This window comes from Acidimicrobiales bacterium, from assembly GCA_036491125.1.
Taxonomy (GTDB): domain Bacteria; phylum Actinomycetota; class Acidimicrobiia; order Acidimicrobiales; family AC-9; genus AC-9.
Map to the genome: position 1 here is coordinate 1 of DASXCO010000164.1, position 17503 is coordinate 17503.

Annotated in this window: 14 protein-coding genes; 6 read left to right on the forward strand and 8 right to left on the reverse strand. The window is 69.9% G+C overall.

The window, feature by feature from the left end; genetic code table 11:
• From VGF64_12830 to VGF64_12840, 3 genes are all read right to left on the reverse strand, one after another.
• On the reverse strand, positions 1 to 1122 hold a 1122-nt coding region (locus tag VGF64_12830; GenBank protein ID HEY1635638.1), incomplete at its 3' end, for a hypothetical protein.
• 14 nt (positions 1123 to 1136) lie between these two features.
• Positions 1137 to 2729, reverse strand: coding sequence for an AMP-binding protein (locus VGF64_12835; GenBank protein ID HEY1635639.1), 1593 nt, complete (start codon positions 2727 to 2729; stop codon positions 1137 to 1139).
• Positions 2730 to 2760: 31 nt separating this feature from the next.
• Positions 2761 to 3963 carry an acyl-CoA dehydrogenase family protein gene (locus VGF64_12840; GenBank protein ID HEY1635640.1) on the reverse strand — a complete coding sequence of 401 codons (1203 nt, stop codon included), beginning with the start codon at positions 3961 to 3963 and terminating at the stop codon, positions 2761 to 2763.
• A 96-nt stretch (positions 3964 to 4059) separates the two neighbouring features.
• Between VGF64_12840 and VGF64_12845 the strand changes: the two genes are divergently transcribed.
• Positions 4060 to 4521 carry a MarR family transcriptional regulator gene (locus tag VGF64_12845; GenBank protein HEY1635641.1) on the forward strand — a complete coding sequence of 154 codons (462 nt, stop codon included), beginning with the start codon at positions 4060 to 4062 and terminating at the stop codon, positions 4519 to 4521.
• Here VGF64_12845 and VGF64_12850 read toward each other — a convergent pair.
• Both VGF64_12850 and VGF64_12855 read right to left on the reverse strand, forming a co-directional pair.
• Positions 4511 to 6334: an ABC transporter ATP-binding protein gene (locus tag VGF64_12850; GenBank protein HEY1635642.1), complete on the reverse strand. Its 1824-nt coding sequence runs from the start codon at positions 6332 to 6334 to the stop codon at positions 4511 to 4513. The genes VGF64_12845 and VGF64_12850 overlap by 11 nt on opposite strands.
• 20 nt (positions 6335 to 6354) lie before the next feature.
• The gene (locus VGF64_12855; GenBank protein HEY1635643.1) at positions 6355 to 8142 is read right to left on the reverse strand and encodes an ABC transporter ATP-binding protein; all 1788 of its coding nucleotides are present in this window, start codon (positions 8140 to 8142) and stop codon (positions 6355 to 6357) included.
• Positions 8143 to 8263: 121 nt separating this feature from the next.
• Here VGF64_12855 and VGF64_12860 point away from each other — a divergent pair, with 121 nt between their 5' ends.
• Together VGF64_12860 and VGF64_12865 are read left to right on the forward strand one after the other, a co-directional pair.
• Positions 8264 to 8929, forward strand: a complete 666-nt coding sequence (locus VGF64_12860) for a TetR/AcrR family transcriptional regulator (GenBank protein HEY1635644.1) — start codon at positions 8264 to 8266, stop codon at positions 8927 to 8929.
• Positions 8926 to 10122, forward strand: a complete 1197-nt coding sequence (locus VGF64_12865; GenBank protein HEY1635645.1) for a cytochrome P450 — start codon at positions 8926 to 8928, stop codon at positions 10120 to 10122. Before VGF64_12860 ends, VGF64_12865 begins: the two co-directional genes overlap by 4 nt.
• Before the next feature lie 43 nt (positions 10123 to 10165).
• Here VGF64_12865 and VGF64_12870 read toward each other — a convergent pair whose 3' ends face one another.
• The 3 genes from VGF64_12870 to VGF64_12880 all read right to left on the reverse strand — a co-directional run bounded on the left by VGF64_12870 (position 10166) and on the right by VGF64_12880 (position 12898).
• Positions 10166 to 11560 (reverse strand): alpha/beta hydrolase family protein, encoded by a 1395-nt coding sequence (locus tag VGF64_12870; GenBank protein HEY1635646.1) that lies wholly within the window; start codon positions 11558 to 11560, stop codon positions 10166 to 10168.
• Between the two features lie 5 nt (positions 11561 to 11565).
• Positions 11566 to 12414 (reverse strand): SDR family oxidoreductase, encoded by an 849-nt coding sequence (locus VGF64_12875; GenBank protein HEY1635647.1) that lies wholly within the window; start codon positions 12412 to 12414, stop codon positions 11566 to 11568.
• A gap of 115 nt (positions 12415 to 12529) precedes the next feature.
• On the reverse strand, positions 12530 to 12898 hold the full coding sequence (locus VGF64_12880) for a hypothetical protein (GenBank protein ID HEY1635648.1): 369 nt from the start codon (positions 12896 to 12898) through the stop codon (positions 12530 to 12532).
• Between the two features lie 332 nt (positions 12899 to 13230).
• Here VGF64_12880 and VGF64_12885 point away from each other — a divergent pair, with 332 nt between their 5' ends.
• The 3 genes from VGF64_12885 to VGF64_12895 all read left to right on the forward strand — a co-directional run.
• Positions 13231 to 15741: an acyltransferase family protein gene (locus tag VGF64_12885; GenBank protein ID HEY1635649.1), complete on the forward strand. Its 2511-nt coding sequence runs from the start codon at positions 13231 to 13233 to the stop codon at positions 15739 to 15741.
• 47 nt (positions 15742 to 15788) lie between these two features.
• Positions 15789 to 16706 carry a TIGR03619 family F420-dependent LLM class oxidoreductase gene (locus VGF64_12890; protein HEY1635650.1) on the forward strand — a complete coding sequence of 306 codons (918 nt, stop codon included), beginning with the start codon at positions 15789 to 15791 and terminating at the stop codon, positions 16704 to 16706.
• A gap of 132 nt (positions 16707 to 16838) precedes the next feature.
• On the forward strand, positions 16839 to 17503 hold a 665-nt coding region (locus VGF64_12895; GenBank protein HEY1635651.1), incomplete at its 3' end, for a hypothetical protein.

Below are 17503 nucleotides of genomic sequence, written 5' to 3' on the forward strand. Positions count from 1 at the left end.
GTTGCTCGCGTACCGGGAGAGGGTCGACGCCGAACCCGTGCCACGTACCCGCATCCACCGGCCGCCGCCGAGGTCCACGCGGATCTCGGCCCCGTCGGAGCGGATGGCGGACTGGGCGGGGCCGAGACCGGTGAGCTCGAGCGGCTCGGTGACCGTGTCGTTCTGCTGCCAGGGCAACTGGCCCCCCCGCTCGCTGCCAGCTTCGACCGTGACCAGGTCAGAGCCGTCGACGTAGGTCCACACCACGGACGCGGCCACCAGCGACGAGGGCTGGAGGGGGTCGGGCAGCGCGAAGCGCACGGGCGCCAGGGCGTGGAAGCCGGGCGGCGGACGGGGTAGAGCGACGGGGCCTTCGGCGTCAGGCGCGACGACGGCTCGGGACGCTCCTGGCTTCGGCGGGCTGGCGCCGTCTACCGAAGGGAGGGAGACGCCGGCGAGGCTCACCGCCGTCGCCGTCCTACGCTGAACAAGGCGGCCGTCGAGCGTCCAGGCCTCCGAGAGGACGAGCCCCTTGCCGTCGATGCACAGGTCGTCGTGCTCCGACGCCCCGCCGAGCGGTCGCATGGGTCCGACGGGCGGCTCCAGCAGCCGAAAGGTGCGACACGACCGGCCAGCGATCTGGCTGGTGGCGCCGGTGTCAGAGGCGAGATGCCGGTGAAGCATGTCGGGCAGCTGGGTGGCCAGGTCCTGGTCGGCCGATGGAGGTCCGGGCTGGCGGCCCCCGACGTCGTGCACACCTGAGGTGTCGACCGCGTACAGCTCGCTCTCGGTCGAGATGCTGCCCGACGTCGGCCGGTCCGCCGCCGTCGGCGGGCCGGCTGTGTCGTAGACGAGGTCGGCGGACTCGAACGGTCGGCGAACCGACAGCACCTCCCACTGGGCCGGTGCGCCGTTCGCCGGCTCCTCTTGGCGGTAGACGATCTGGTACCCGCCGGGACGAGGCGGCGCCAGCGTCGGCCCGCCGCGGAGGGAGCGCGACAGGGGTACACCGATGCCGAGTCCGATCATGACGGCGACCACGGCGAGGATGATCAGCCTCTGGTGTCGGTAGACGACACCCGCCCTCGCTGGCCGGTGGTGGCGTACGGCGGGGGGGCGTCGGCGAGTACGCGTGAGGGCCACCCGTCGCAGAGCTCCTAGCTCGCCTGCTGCCGAAACTGGTCCCGGAGCCGACGCTTGTACAACTTGCCGTTGTCCTGGCGCGGAAGTGCATCGGTGAACTCGACGGTCCGGGGGCACTTGAAGCTGGCCAGGCGGGCGCGGCACCACGAGATCAGCTCCGACTCCAGATCGCTCGAACCCACCAAGCCCGGTTGGAGCTCGACGATCGCCTTCACCTCTTCGCCCCACTCGGTGCTCGGCACGCCGATGACGGCGACATCGCCGACGGCCGGATGGTCGATGAGCACCGCCTCGGTCTCGGCCGGATAGATGTTCACGCCCCCCGAGATGATGAGATCGGCGCTCCGGTCGGTGAGATAGAGGTAGCCGTCGTCGTCCAGATAGCCGACGTCACCCAAGGTGTAGTGATCCCCCAGGTAGGCCGCCGCGGTCTTCTCCGGGTGCTTGTAGTAGCTGAACCGAGCCTCCTCGGGCGCCTTGATGTAGATCGTGCCGATGTCGCCTGGAGCGACGTCGCTGCCGTCGTCGTCGAGGATCCGCACGTGGTCAGCGGTCGGCGGTCGTCCGACGGTGCCCGGACGGGCGATCCACTCGTCTGAGCTCACGAAGGTGGCGCCGCCCTCTGTCGCGGCGTAGTACTCGACGAGGATCGGTCCCCACCAGTCGATCATGGCCCGCTTGACCGCTACTGGGCACGCCGCCGCCCCGTGGATGACGAAACGAAGCGAGGAGGTGTCGTACGCCCCGCGCACCTGCGCGGGCAGCGAGAGCAGTCGATGGAACATCGTCGGGACCATGTGACTGTGGGTTATGTGATGACGCTCGACGAGCTGGAGCGTCGCCTCGGCCCCCCAGTCGTCCATGAGCACCACGCCCATCCCCTGGGCCAGAGGCACCAGGAGCGAGAAGGCGAGCGGCGCGGCGTGGTAAAGGGGGCCGGTGCACAGGTGCAGGCTCGGTCCTCCGGCGGCGGCCCTGGCCAGAGCGACGGTCGACGGCGTCTGGGTCGAGCTCGCCGCCAGGGTGGCGCCCAGCTGCCGGTGGACCCCCTTGGGGCGGCCTGTCGTTCCCGAGGTGTACAGCATGGTGCCGCCGATGGTCGGGTCGGTGATGTCGGTGCTCGCCTCGGGCGCCAGTGCCGCGTCGTAGGAGTCGAAGCCGTCGATGCTGCGGCCGATGGACAAGCGGACTTCTACGAGAGGCGCCTGGCCGGCGGCACCTCGGGCGACAGCAGCACAGCCGTCCTCGGCGATGAACGCCTTGGCCTCGCAGTCGTGCAGGACGTAGCCGGCCTCGTCCCCCGTGAGGTGCCAGTTGATCGGCGTGAGGCGCAACCCGGCGCGCTGGGAGGCCGCCACCACCTCCGCGAACTCTGGACGGTTGCTACAAAGCAGGGCGACGCTGTCGCCCGCCTGGACTCCGGCACCCCGGAGGGCACGAACGAGCTGGTTGGCGCGGCCGTTGAGCTGGGCAAAGCTCCGGTTGCCGCGCTCGGACAGGACGGCTGGTGTGTCAGGCTTCGTCGAGGCCCACAGCGCGAGAGTCATTCCCTGACGCATGGCCTCGAGCCGCTGCTCGGCCGTGACCTCGCGGCGTGCCTTGGTCACGGTGTGACCGGCACAGCGGGGAGTCGACCCGTCACTCCGGCTCCCTGGGCAGGCCGAGGGCGCGCTCTCCGATGATGTTGCGCTGGATCTGGCTGGTACCCGAGAAGATGGTCACGGCGCGGCTGGAGACGAACGTCGTCTGCCAGCGCCCGAGCCGGTATTGGGAGCCATCCTCGCCCACGCCGAGCATGCCGTCGGCGCCGATGATCCCCATGGCGATCTCGCCGACGCGTTGCTGGTACTCCGACCAGAACAGCTTGTTGACGCTGGCCTCCGGCCCCGGCTCGCGCTTGGCGACGAGCGCCGACAGCAGCCGGATGCCCTGGTAGCGCATCAGCTCGACGTGGGTGAAGGCCCAGGCCAGATCCTGACGGACGAACGGATCGTCGGTCCGGCCCCGCTTGCGGGCCTCATCGACGAGATCCCACAGCTCGCGCTCGTGGCGCAGGTGCTGGGTCGTGGCGCCGCCTCCACGTTCGTTCCCCAGGGTTGTCATCGCGACCCGCCAACCGTTGCCGAGGCCTCCGATGACATTGAACAACGGCGCGCGGCATCCGTCGAGGTACTCCTGACTGAACCCAGACCTGCCGGTAGGCTGGCGAAGCGACCGGATGTCCACGCCGTTGTCACGGATCGGCGCCAGCACGTAGGACAGCCCCTGGTGTTTGGGGATGTCAGGGTCCGATCGGCAGAGGACGAAGATCATGTTCGCCAGGTGCGCGCCGGAGGTCCACACCTTCTGGCCCGTCATGACGATCTCGTCGCCGTCGACGACGCCAGTCGTCTCCACACCAGCAAGGTCGGAGCCGTGGTCGGGCTCGGAGAACCCCTGGCAGTAGCGGTCCTCGCCTGAGATGATCCTCGGCAGGAAATGGGCCTTCTGCGCCTCCGTGCCGTGCACGATGATCGACGGGCCGACCAACGACTCCCCCATCCCGCGGCTGACCCGGGGGACGTTGCGACATGAGAACTCTTCGTTGAGGACGGCCATGTGCGCACCGCTCAGCCCTCGTCCGCCAACTTCCTCGGGCCACTGCGGACAGACCAGCCGCGCCTCACGGAGACGGTCCGACCACTGTCGGTACGCATCGGCCGCCCGCTCGGACTGCTCGAGCGTCCCGAGATAGGCGGCACGCTCGTCGACGTTCTCGAGGCTTTCGAGGCGGTTGTCCTCGATCCAATCCCCCAACTCCCGCCGGAAGGCTTCCAGCTCCGGCCCCAGGTCGAGCCTCACTTCGTCCCCCAAGCTACGAATTGGTGAGCGCAGCTCGCTCGGACAGCATGCTAGCCGCGTGTTGTTTCGAGAGCCAAACTGTTAGGGTGACCGTCGGTGAGTGAGCCCAAGCCCGTGGACCCCGAGCGATCGGAGCCGGTCCCCCTGGGCCGCGCCGCGGCACGGCTGGCCAAGCACGTGGAGATCGCCCTGAGCCACAGCGACCTCTCGCTCCCGCAATACCGGGTGCTGATACTGCTGGGGGACGGAACGGCCGTGGCCTCGGTCCTGGCGTCGAAGCTCGCGGTCAGCCCACCCAGTGTGACCGCGATCGTCGACGGCCTCGTGGCCCGTGGACTGGTGAAGCGGCACTCCGACGGTGGGGATCGTCGCCGGGTCACCCATGCGCTCACGGACAAGGGCCGTCGGGTGCTGTCCGAGGCGGATGCAGAGACCAACACTCGTCTGGAGGCGGTCGCCGGGCACCTGCCCGCTCGGGACCGCGAACGCGCTGTCGTCGGACTTCGGCTGTGGCACGACGCCATGGACGCCTATCTGGCGACCTCGTTCAAGAGCTGAGAACGGAGTCGCTCGAGGGGTCACGGGGATCGCTCCGACTGCTGGCGCCGTGACCGTGGTGCTCGCCGGCCCACGAGGCGAACAGGGCGGCGTAGCGGCCTCGCTCGACCAGGAGCCGGTCGTGCGTGCCCTCCTCGACCAGCTCACCGTGATCGACGACGGCCACCCGGTCGGCCCGCTCGGCGGTCGACAGGCGATGGGCGATGACGACGACCGTGCGTCCTTCCATCAAGTCGGCCATGGCCTGCTCCACCTCGGCCTCGGTCCCAGGATCGAGGCTCGAGGTGGCCTCGTCCAGCACCAGCACGGCCGGATTGGCCAGGGCGGCCCGGGCGAGGGACACCAGCTGCCGCTCACCAGCGGACAGCCTCGATCCTCGCTCGCGCACCTGGGTCGAGAGGCCGTCGGGCAGCGCCAGGAAGCGTCCCTCGACGCCGATGAGGCGAAGGGCCTGGCGCACCTCGTCCTCATCGGCGCCCCGGCGGCCGATGGCCACGTTCTCGAGGATGCTGCCGTCGAAGAGGAACCCTTCCTGCGGCACCACCACGATGCGCTCGCGCAACGACGAGAAGGTGGCGTCTCGCAGGTCGACACCCGCGTAGCTGACACACCCCTCGTCGGGGTCATACATCCGGGCCATGAGCTTGGCGAGGGTGGACTTGCCCGCTCCGGTCGGGCCGACGAGCGCCAGGCGCTCGCCCTCTCGGACGGTGAGGCTGACCCCGCCCAGCACCCCGGCGCGGCCGTCGTACCCGAACCCGACGCGGTCCACCACGAGGTCCCCGTTCGCGGGCAGGTCGACGGCGGCAGTTCGCTCCGTGAGGTCCGAGGGAATGTCGAGGAGGTCGAAGAGCTTCTTGAGCGCCGCCCCGGCCTGCTGGACCGTGTTGAACAGCTGGCTCAGCTGTTGGATGGGCTCGAACAGGTTGACCAGATAGAGGGCGAAGGCAGCCACGGTGCCCACTGAGATGAGGTTCTCGTGCACGAGCACCCCGCCCCCACCGACGATGATCGCCATCGTGGCGATGCCGGCCATCTCGACGACGGGGAAGTATCGGGCCGAGATGCGCACGGCGTGAAGGTTGGCGTCGAGCTGGGTGTGATTGTGGTCGACGAAGACCTCGTTCTGGGCGTCCTCCCTGGCAAAGGCCTGGACCACGCGCATCCCGGACAAGTTCTCCTGCAGGGTGGAGAGCGTCTGGCTGACGCGGTCGCGCACCGTGAGGTAGGCGGCGTTCGAGTCTCGCCGAAAGCGGATGCTGGCCACGACCACGATGGGCATCGACACCAGACAGATCGCAGCCAGCGCAGGCGAGAGGATCACCAACACGACCAATGTGGCCACGAACAACAGCCCGTTCTGGATGAACATCACGAGACCCTGTTGCACCAGGGTCTGGAGCGCGTCGACGTCCGAGGTCATCCGGGCGACGAGCTTCCCGGCCGGCTGTGCGTCGAAGAACGTCATACCCATGGCCTGCAGGTGGTCGAAGACCCGTGTCCGCAGATCGCGCAGGAAGCTCTCGCCCACGAGCGTGATGAGCCTGATCTGCGAGCGGCCCGTCACCACCGCGACGATCGCCGCCACGAGGAAGCCGATGACCACGGCGTCGAGGGCGGCACCATCGTGCCGGCTCAGGCCGCGGTCGATACCCAGACGCACCATCAGTGGCCCGGCGAGCATCGCCAGGGTGTAGACGAGGAGCACGACGAGCGCGATCAGCACCTGTCGCCGGTACGGGTGCAGCATCCGCGCCGACCGTCGAAGGACCTGGCGCGCCTGTCTGCTCGACAGCTTCTCCTCGTCGCTCACAGCCGCCGACCGGAACTGCATCATCTCACCAGTGCCTCGGCGTCGCCCCGCTGGGCGAGCAGCCTCCGGTAGCGCTCGTCCGTGGCCAGCAGCTGCGGGTGCGTTCCCTGGGCCACGACCCGTCCCTCTTCGAGGAGCACCACGCGGTCGGCCAGGGCAACGGTCGCGGGGCGATGGGCGATGACGATGCAGGTGCGGCCCTTCATGACCTCGGCCAGTGCCGCTCGGATCTCGTGCTCCTTGGTGGGGTCGACCGACGAGGTGGCGTCGTCGAGAATGAGGATGCGGGGATCGGCGAGGATGGCTCGGGCCAGTGCCACCCGCTGGCGCTGACCACCAGACAGAGAGAAGCCCTGTTCTCCGACGACGGTGTCGTAGCCATCGGCCAGCTCGACGATGAAGTCGTGCACCCCGGCGCGTCGAGCCGCCCACTCGACCGCCTCGCGGGGAGCGTCGGGGTCGGCGAAGGCGATGTTGTTGCGGATGGAGTCACTGAACAGGAACGTGTCCTCGAACACGATCCCCACGGCTCGGCGCAGCTCACGGAGGCGGAGATCCTGCACGCGCACGCCGTCGATCGTGATACACCCGCTCAGGGGCTCGTAGAAGCGAGGGATGAGCTTGGCCACCGTGCTCTTGCCCGAGCCCGTCGCCCCAACCAGGGCCACGACCTCGCCGGGGCGGACGGTCAGGTCGAGCCGGTCGAGGACTACCGGGGTGCCCTTGGGCGTCACACTCCCGTCGGGCGGCACATAGGCGAAGGTGACCTGCTCGAAGCGCAGCTCGCCGTGCCCCGCGGGCAGCATCTGGCCCCTGACGCTGTCGACGATTGCTGGATGGGTGGCCAGGATCTCGTCGATGCGGGTGGCCGACGCCACGGCTCGCTGGGCCATGGCGATGACCATTCCCAGCATTCGCAGCGGCGCGATGAGCATGAGGATGTAGGTCATGAAGGCGACCAGCTCGCCGACGGTCAGATGACCGCTCAGCACCTGGTGACCCCCGTACCACAGGACGGCCACCAGGCCCATGGCAGGCAGGAAGTCGAGGAGCGGCATGAACGACGCCCGCTGGCGCCCGAGCAGGACGGCACGATCGAACACCCGATCCACCCACGTCCGGAGCTTGTCGGCCTGGATGGGCTCGGCGCCGAACCCCTTCACCACCCGCACGCCCACGACCGTCTCCTCGACCACGCTGGCCACTCCGGCCAGCTGCTGCTGCAGTTCCAGCGAGACGGGATGAATGCGGCTGGCGAATCGCTTGGCCACCACGTTGATGAGCGGGAGTGCTGCGAGGGCGAGCGCGGCGAGCCCGGCGTTGCTGACGAACAGGATCACGACGACCGCCAGCACGGTGAGGGCGTTGCCGATGGTGATCGGTATGAGGGTGAGGAAGCTCTGCACCTGGAGCAGGTCCGTGGCGGCCCGCGCCATGAGCTGACCAGTCTGGGCGTGGTCGTGGAACGCGAAATGGAGACGCTGGAGGTGGGCGAACAGCCGGTCCCGGAGATCGGTCTCGGCCCGGTAGGAGATGCCGAAGGCGTAGTACCGGCGCAGGCCGGTGCACACTGCCGACACGACACCGACGGCCAGGATGGTCAGCGACCACGTCAACAGCGCCCTCTGGTTCTTGCCGATGATGCCCTGGTCGATCGCCAGCTCCGCCAGCGTGGGCACCGCGACCTTGGCCGCTGTCCAGAAGAGTCCCGCCGTGACCCCCAGCGCCACCCAGTTCCGCTGGTCCTTCACCGCTCTTGCGAGCAGCTGCCAGCCGGCGCGAGACGGCCGCTCACGAGGCGCGGACATCGCGACACGATAGTTCACTTGGTTCGAGTGCCAAATTATTAGGGCTGGCCGACTTGTTCCCTCGGCGGCCGCCGTCGCCTGCTTGCGATATCGACGTAATCCAGATTATGATGCTATTTGCATGACCTCGATGACCGCGACGATGCGCCTGACCCGTGATCAGCAGCAGGCCGCGACCCGTGAGCGCGTGCTCGCGGCAGCCACGAGCACCTTCCTGGAGAAGGGCTTCCACGGCACCACCATCGCCGCCGTCGCCGAGACGGCGGGCTTCACCTCGGGCGCCATCTACTCCAACTTCGCCAGCAAGGAGGAGCTCGTGCTCGCCGTGCTCGATCGCCATGCGGCCGAGCGCACCCGGCTGCTGGCCGAGGCCTTGTCGGCTGCCACCGACCTCGAGGACCTCCTCGCCCGGGTGAGCCGCTGGTTCGGGAGCCGCATCGACACCGACCCGGAATGGCCGGCGCTCCAGATCGAGCTCGCCCTGAGCACGCGGCACAGCCCCTCCCTTCGACGCAAGCTCCGGGACCGTCATCGGACCACGCACGCCGCCCTCGCCCAGGTCCTGCGCCAACAATCGACCCGCTTCGGCGTGGAGTTACCCCTGGATGCCGACACCCTGGCGTCGACAGTGCACGGGCTCGGGGAGGGGCTCGCCGTTCAGCGGCTGCTCGACCCGACGACCCGGGCCGCCGACGTCCTCCACCAGTCATTGACCGTCCTGCTCCGTACCCCCGGGCCGGCCCCAAGGGCCGGCCATCATGCACGCAACAGGGAGGAACGCCGGTGAACCACAATTCACCTGTCGAGGATTGGGCGAAGGACTTCGACCACACGGACGAGGTCTGGGCCGCCGACCCGTATCCCATCTGGGACGAGCTGCGACAGGGGTGTCCGATCGCACACTCCGACCGTTACGGCGGCGTGTGGCTGCCAACCCGCCACGACGACGTGGCGGCCGTCGCCTATGACACCGAGAGCTTCACCTCCCGCAGCGTCGTCGTGACCGGCTACCGGCCACCCGACCTGTCACCACGAGGGATCGCGCCACCGATCTCGTCTGATCCCCCCTTCCACCAGGGCGCGCGGCGCCTCCTGCTCCCCGCCTTCGCACCGAAGGCGATCGCTCGCCTCGAGCCGATCACGCGCGCCTATTGCGAAGAGTTGGTTGCCGACCTCGGGGGCCGGGCGCTCGTCGACGCCGCCGAGGGCTACTCCCAGCACATCCCCGTTCGGGTCATCGCCACCATGCTCGGCTTCCCGCCCGAGGACGCCGACATCTTCCGCGGCTTCGTCGACCACGTGCTCGAGGACGTCACCGCTCCCCTCGAGCAGCGGATCGCCGGCATGCAGTCGCTGTTCGGCTACCTCCAGGTGCAGGTGGACGACCACATCGCCCACCCTCGTGACGACCTCACCACCTTTCTCCTGCAGGCGGAGATGGACGGTCAACGCATCGACATCACCCACGTGGCCGGGACGATCGCTCTGCTCCTGCTCGCTGGTATCGACACCACGTGGAGTGCCATCGGCGCCTCGCTGTGGCACCTGGCCGGGCACCCGGACGACCGCGAGCGACTCCTGGCAGAGCCGCAGCTCCTCCCGACCGCGATGGAGGAGCTGCTGCGCGCCTACGCCCCGGTCACGATGGCCAGGTTGGTCAAGGACGACATGGAGTGGCACGGCTGTCCCATGAAGGCGGACGACTGGGTCCTGCTGTCGTTCCCGGCAGCCAACCGCGACCCGGAGGCCTTCGAGGCCGCTGATGAGGTCGTCATCGATCGACAGATCAATCGACACTCCGCCTTCGGGCTTGGCATCCACCGTTGCGTGGGCTCCCACCTGGCCCGCATGGAGCTGCGGGTGGCCCTCGAGGTATGGCTGCAGGCGTTCCCGACCTTCCACCTCGCCGATCCCGACGCCGTCGTCTGGGCCGGCGGCCAGGTGCGCGGGCCCCGCCGGCTGCCGCTGCGCATCGGCTGAGCCGTCGCTCTCGGCGCGGCCAGGCGCCTGCGGGAAACGGGGGTCACAGAGCCTTGATGCGAACGGTGGTCGTGTAGACCTTGGTGCCAGCGACCATGGCGGGGGCCGTGTCCTCCTGGAAGGGATTGCCCGGCCCGAGGGGGACCTGCAGATGCAGACGGCCATTCGCGTCGGCGACCCGAGTGACCATCGTGGGCGCGACCTTGTCCCCGCTGAGCATCACCGCATACCTCGCGCCGGGCCGGTAGCTGGCCGGCGTGGCAACCGAGCCAGACCCGCTGCCGGCGAGGGCGAAGCCGCCGGCATCGGCGTCCTCGATCGTGCTGAACTCCTTCGCCGGCCGCTGCATGGTGATGTCCCAGCCGTAGATCGAGTAGCGCTCGTCGGCGATGGTGTAGGTGACCTTCGGCGGTGGCGTCGGTGGGTGGGCGAAGTCGTCCATGATCGGGGCGATGCTCTGCTGGAGATCCCGCGCCCAGTACGGCCAGCTGTGGGTGCCGGGACCGTAGGCGTCGTAGAAGCTGGGGAGGCCGAGCGAGTCGAGCCGGGCGTGGAAGTCGATGTTGTCCCGTGCGACCAGAGCCTCGATGCCACTTGCTTCGGGGTTGACAGGCGGCTGGTCCAGCGGGCCCGGATCGCCGTTGCCGAAGTACATGAACAGGTCGGTGCCCTTCAGGTTCTCGGCGAGGGTCGCAGGGTCGTGGTCGGCCCAGTTCACCTCCTGGGTCACCCGGTCACCGAACATCGAGTTCGGCGGCACGTGGTCCAGGCCGACCTCGGTGCCGTTGACGATCAGCGTGCTCCCGAAGTTGGCGTCGGGGTCCCAAGCGATGTCGGGTGCCCCCGAGTAGGCCAGCGCCGTGCTGAAGAGGTCCGGGTGGCGAGCGGCGTAGCTCATGGAGCAGAAGCCGCCCTGCGAGAGCCCGGCGATCGCCCGGCCCTGCCTCGAACCGATCGTACGGAAGTCGTGGTCGACCCAGGGGATGAGCTCGGAGATATGGAACGTCTCCCACTCCGGGCGACCGTAGGCGCCGCCGTTGTACCAGTTCGTGCACCATCCCCCACCATCGCCGTCGAGGGCGACGTCGGGCATGACGACGATCACTGGCAGCCCGGCGGTCGTCCGCTCCGCGTCCCCCATGGTCGTCCAGTCCGACGCGCGGCCGCTGGTGCCGTGCAGCAGGTACAGGACTGGATAGCGGCGAGCGGGATGAGCGGCGTAGTCGATGGGCAGCAGGACACGGATGTTGGCCGGACCCGACAGCGCGGGAGTCGTCACCGTCACGGCCAGCAGCCGGGCGTCGATCTGCGTCTCGGCGGTGACGTGGATCCCGTAGCCGTCAGTGGGGGCGGCGGCCCGGGCGGCAGGCAACGATGTGGTCAGCGCCGAGACGACCGCTGCGGCGACCGCCAGGCCGAGCACTCTCGTCCGTCTCATTGCCGTCAGCTGCGCGGGGCGATCGAGAGGCCACCATCGACGATCACGTTCTGGCCGGTGATGTAGGAGGACTCCTCCCCCAGCAGGAACAGGGCGGTGTAGGCGACCTCCCACGCCGTCCCCTGGCGCCGAGCAGGGAGCCGCACCTGCTCACGCTGGGCGCTGATCCCGGACGCCTGCCGACCGAGGGGTGTGTCGATCAGGCCCGGGACCAGGAGGTTGAAGCGGATCGCGGGCGCCCCTTCGACCGCAGCCTGGCGGCAGAGGGACTCCAGGGCCGCCTTGGAGGCACCGTACGCCGGAAAGGGCAGCACCTCGCGTGCCCCGACCGAGCCGATCAGGACGACCGCCCCGCTGGTCATGGTCTGGAGGGCCTGCTTGCAGCCGAGGAACTGGGACCGCACGTTGACCGCCATGACCCGGTCCCAGTCGTCGACGGTCGTGCCCCGGAGGAACAGCCCGGCGCCGACGCCGACGTTGAGCACGGCGCCGTCGAGCCCGCCGAGGGCGCCGCGGGCGTCGCTGAACATCGAAACAACCGCCGCCTCGTCGGCCGCGTCGCCCACCACCACGGCGGCCGAGGCCCCCTCGGCCCGGACGAGCTCGGCCGTGCGCTCGGCGCTGCCGCGGTCGATGTCGGCGACCGCCACCGCCGCCCCCTCGCGGGCGAACAGCACCGCCATCGCCCGCCCGTTGCCGACAGGCGGATCCGCCAGCCCGTGGTCGTGCTGTCCCCCACCGACGATCAGCACGCTGCGCCCCTCGAGCCGACCCCGACCCGGCGCCGTTCCCGACGCGGTCGCCGGCGTCGGCGCGCCGCCAGGGCGGCGTTCGCCCCCGCTCGTGGTCGTCACGCCGCAGGCCCCTTCCCCAGCTCCATCGTCGTCCCAGCTCTCGTCGCGCTGACCCCCAGAGACTAAGCCGGCTTCGCCGGCACAGGCATCTCGGTGGCCGGCCGCCCGGGTCGGCCTACGGCGCCGCAGCCCCGTGATCGAGCCGGCCGCCGGTCTCGTCGGGGATCGACGGGTCGCTCACGACCGCCGGCTGAGGCACATCCTCTCCCGCGGCGGCGTCGGTTCGCCCGCCCGGGAAGGGCTGGGCGGCGGGGGGCAGCGGCAGCCAGAGGCGCCTCGGGAGGTCGTATCGACCTCGAGCCATCGAGGAGATCAGGGTCCAGGCCGTCACCGCGCCCATCGCCGCCAGGGCCAGCGCGTAGGCGATGAACGCCAGCCCAACAAGCCGCAGGACGTCGCCAGAGAGGTTCAGCAGGGCCAGCGCGGGCACGGCCGCCAGAGCGAGTAGGACGAACACCCCCGACGCCGCCGTGTCCAGCGGCATGACTACTCGCAGCACTCGGTTGTCGTCAGATCTGCGATCTGTGGTCACGTCTCGAGTGTGCGCTCCGATCCGTCGCGGGTCGATTACCTGTGAGGTCATGATCCCAACGCGGGCGCGAGCGGCGCGCCCGACCGCCGGCCGTCCCCCGTGAGCGTGCCATCGAAGGCGCCCGGACAAGCGGCGTATAGTCGGCCCCGGCCGGGTCGCCGACCTGCGTCGAGGGCCTAATATGTCGCTTACGCGGGCGGCCGGGGAGTTTGTCGTTGTCGCGTCTTCGCGTCACGCAGGACAAACACGGGGCGCCTGAGGCCCCCTCCAGGGAGCGACCTCGCTTGCTGCCTCGCGTCCGCCTTGCCGGCCGCTCGCCGGCACACGACGGCGACGGGAACGGCCAGAGCGGAGGTGGGCAGGAACTGCGCTGGTGGGAGTGGCTGGGCCTCACTGTCCAGCCGACGGACAACGGCGGGCCGTCCGCCGTCGGCGGCCCCCCGAGGCCGCCGACGGGCAATGGTGAGTCGGGGCGAGGCGAGTCGCGGCGAGGCGCGTCGGTCGTCGGCCGCGCCGCCGGCAGGGCGGGCGACGCCCTCGTGCTCGGGCCCCGGCCGCCGCGGTCCTCGAACCACGCCGGGGCGCTGACAGGACTGCAACGAATCTCTCGGGCACGAGAGGAGAGCCCGGAGCGGACACCTCCGGCGCCTTCGACAGCCGCCACTGCGCCGCCGGCGGCCCCGATTCGGACCGGGTCGAAGAACGCCACGGCGCTGACCGGACTCGAGCGCATCGCTCGGACGCGAGCGACAACCCTGGAGGCGCCTCTTCGGCCTGCTCCCGCGCCCCCCGGCCCGACCGTGCCCACCAGGACCGACGCGCCTGCACCGCCCCACGGCGGCCCGCGCTACATGCCGGGCCTGGATGGACTTCGGGCGCTCGCCGTGTTCGCCGTGGTCGCCTACCACCTCGGGCTCGGTTGGGCTCCGGCCGGGCTGCTGGGCGTCGGCGTGTTCTTCACCCTGAGCGGCTATCTGATCACGGACCTGCTGCTCGCCCAGTGGGACGGGGCGGGCCGGCTGGCGCTCGGCGACTTCTGGGTGCGCCGAGCCCGCCGCCTCCTGCCGGCCCTGTTCGTGATGCTGGCCGTCGTCATCGCGTGGGTCGCGCTGCTCCACCGCTCTGAGCTGGCGTCCCTGTGGAGCGCCGTCGGCGCTGCCGCGCTCTACGTGAGCAACTGGTTCGACGTCTCACAGCACGTCTCGTACTTCGCCCGCTTCGGTCCGCCCTCGCCGCTCGGACACCTCTGGTCCCTGGCGATCGAGGAGCAGTTCTACCTCCTGTGGCCGTGGCTGCTGTGGCTCGGCCTGCGCTATGTGCGTGAGCGTCGCTCGGCGGTCACCGGCCACCTCCGCCTGGCCGGTGTGACCCTGGCCGCGGCGGGGATGTCCGCCGTGGCGATGGCCGTGCTCTACCAGCCTGGGGTCGATCCGACCCGGGTGTACGACGGCACCGACACCCGGGCGTTCGCGCTGCTCTTCGGCGCTGCGCTGGCCATGGTGTGGCCGAGCCGGCGCCTGACCGTCAGGGCGAGCCCCGTCGCCCGCCGGCTCCTCGACGGGGTGGGAACCGCCGGCCTGGTCATCATCGCCCTGTTGATCTGGCTCACGACCCAGTACTCCCCGTTCCTGTACCGCGGCGGAATGGTGCTGTTGTCGATCGCCACGATGATGACGATCAGCGCCCTGGTCCATCCCGCCACCCGGTTGGGGCACGCACTCGGTCGAGAGCCACTGCGCTGGCTCGGTGTCCGCTCCTATGCCATCTACCTCTGGATGTTTCCGGTCATCACGTTGACCACCCCGACGTCGGCGACTGGGGTCAACCCGTTGCGAGCCGTCCTGCAGGTGGGGGCGATCGTCGGCCTGTCCGCACTATCGTGGACGTACGTCGAGAAGCCGATCCGTCAAGGTGCGCTCGGTCGACTGGGGGCTCGGATCAGGTTGGGCGAATGGCGTCCGGTTACCATCCCGAGGCGTTGGTGGCTCGTCTCCGCGGGGGCGGTCGTCGTCTCCGCGCTCGTTGCGGTGACCCTGGTCAGCGTGTTGCCCAGCTCTTCGGGGAGCGCAACACGAGCGGTCAGGGCCCGGCACACCGCCTCGCGCACGGCCTCGGCCGCGGCGTCGGCTCCGGCGACGACGGCACCGGCGCCCCCGCCGACGACGCCGGTCACGACCACCTCCTGTCGCTCCGTCGTGCACATCGGTGACTCGACGTCGGACGGTCTGACGTCGGCCGACTACCTTCCGGATCCCGCCCAACGCATCGACGCCCAGTACGCCCGGGTCGGCGTGACCTCCTTCGACTCGGAGATCTCCGGCGCCAGGTCCGTGATCGAACGCTACAAGAACGAGCCCAACGCCGACGATGTCGCCAAACGCCTGGTCGGGCAGGGCTACAACGGATGCTGGGTGTTGGCCCTGGGGACGAACGAGGCCGCTGACGTCGCCGTTGGCTCGTCGGTCGGCCTGTCGGATCGGGTCGACAGGATGATGGCGGACGTCGGCAGCATGCCGGTCCTCTGGGTGAACGTGAAGTCCCTGCTCGGGAGCGGACCCTACGCAGAGAACAACATGGCCGACTGGGACAACGCCCTCGTGAAGGAGTGCGCCAAGTATCCGAACATGCGGATCTTCGACTGGGCGTCGGTGGTCAACGACAGCTGGTTCATATCCGACGGCATCCACTTCACCAGCGCGGGCTACGCGGCCCGGTCGCAGATGATCGCCAACGCCCTGGCCAAGGCCTTCCCGGGGGCGGGCGCAGCTCCGAGCTCGAGCTGCGTGGTCCGGTAGGCAGTCGGCTCGTGCCGTCCCCACCGCCGAGCGAGAGACCCCAGCTCGTGCTCCGCCTCACCAGCTTCTCGGCCGCGCCGCGCCACGACTGGTCCGCTCTGGTCGACATGGCGGTCACCGCAGACGGCGCCGGGATCGATCGTGTCCTCGTGTCCGACCATGTCGTGTTCGGCGAGCACCTCGAACAGTACGGTCGCAGGGAGCTCGGCGGGATGGCCGGCGGGCGCCAGCCGACCGGGCCCGATGGCTACTGGCTCGAACCGATGACGCTGCTGGCCCTCCTCGCCGGTCGGACGACTCGGGTACGGCTTGGTACGGGCATCCTCCAGGCTGCACTCCGGCGCCCGGTGGTCCTGGCCAAGTCAGCCGCGACCCTGGACGCGCTGTCGGGGGGACGGCTCGACCTCGGCGTGGGTGTCGGCTGGCAGCGGGAGGAGTACGACGCCGCCGGTCTTCCATTCGAGGATCGCGGTCGTCTGCTCGACGAGTGCCTCATGGTGTGCCAGACGCTGTGGCGCGAGAGCCCGGCGTACTGCTCGTCAGAGAACCTGAGCTTCGGGCCCGTTCACAGCTATCCGCACCCCGTGCGGACGGCCGGGGTGCCGATCTGGATCAGCGGCACCCTCAACTCGCGCGTGGTCAGCCGCATCGCCCGCTTCGCCACGGGATGGATGCCGTGGGGCGACGAGATGATCGACCCCGCAGCGGCGGTCCCCAGACTGCGCGAGTCACTCGCCGCGCTCGGACGGGACCCGCGCGGAGTCCGGGTCCTGGGCGCATTGCGCCTGACCGAGGGACGGAGCGGGACGCTCGACCTCGATCGAACCATGGAGCAGGTGCCCAGTCATCTCGATGCCGGCATCACCGACTTCACGCTCGGGGGCAGGGTGCCTCGTTCGGCGGCAGAGGGCGCCGATGTCCTCCCTGCGGTGGTCGAGGCATTCCGTGCCGCCGCCGGGGCCTGAGACGTCGCCAGCGCACCTCCGGCCGGCCCGCCGAGCAAACGCGCCGGAGATTCGCTTCAATGGAGCTCGTAGGGCGAGGAGGACCTCCTGACGAGGTCATGGGCCTCGTGACGGGAAGGGGGCGGACGGGGAATGGCCATCTTCTTCCTCGTCACGGGGCTGGTCGTGGTCGCAATCCTGCTGTCCCAGGTGACCTGGTCATCGAAGCGGGGCGAACGACGGTCGGTCGAGGGCCACGAGCAGGCGATGGACGTCCTCCGGTCATTATCGAATCGCCCCATCAGCGCATCAGCCGCAGCAGGCGTCGAAGCGGACGACCGGACGAGCGCCGCGATCGGTGACGCCGCCGCCCCGCCGGCGGCGAGGATCGACGACCCGCCAGCGCCGCTCGTGGCCGCCAAGGAGACCGCCACGCCAGCGTTCGTCTTCCTGGCGGACGATGTCGGCGATCCCCTCGCCGGGCGCGGCGGGCTGGCGAGTCCGCCCTCGATCGACGACGTACCAAGCCGGCATCCTGCGCGCTCCGGCGCCATCCTCTCGGCGTTCTCGCGCACGATCGGAGAGCCTCGCGTCGGCATCGCCCTGGGCGTGGGCACGATCGTCGTCGTCGCGACCGTCGCCACCATATTGACCGGCATCATGTCGTCCTCGCCCAGCCGGAGCCAGCAGGTTCGCCAGGTCACCTCGCCCCCCGTCACGGACCAGCTCCCCCCTGCTCCGCCCCCGACGGTCGCGAGTCCGGGCCCGACCGAGGCGACCCCGTCAGCCTCGCTGCCAGCCACGCCAGTTACCAATTT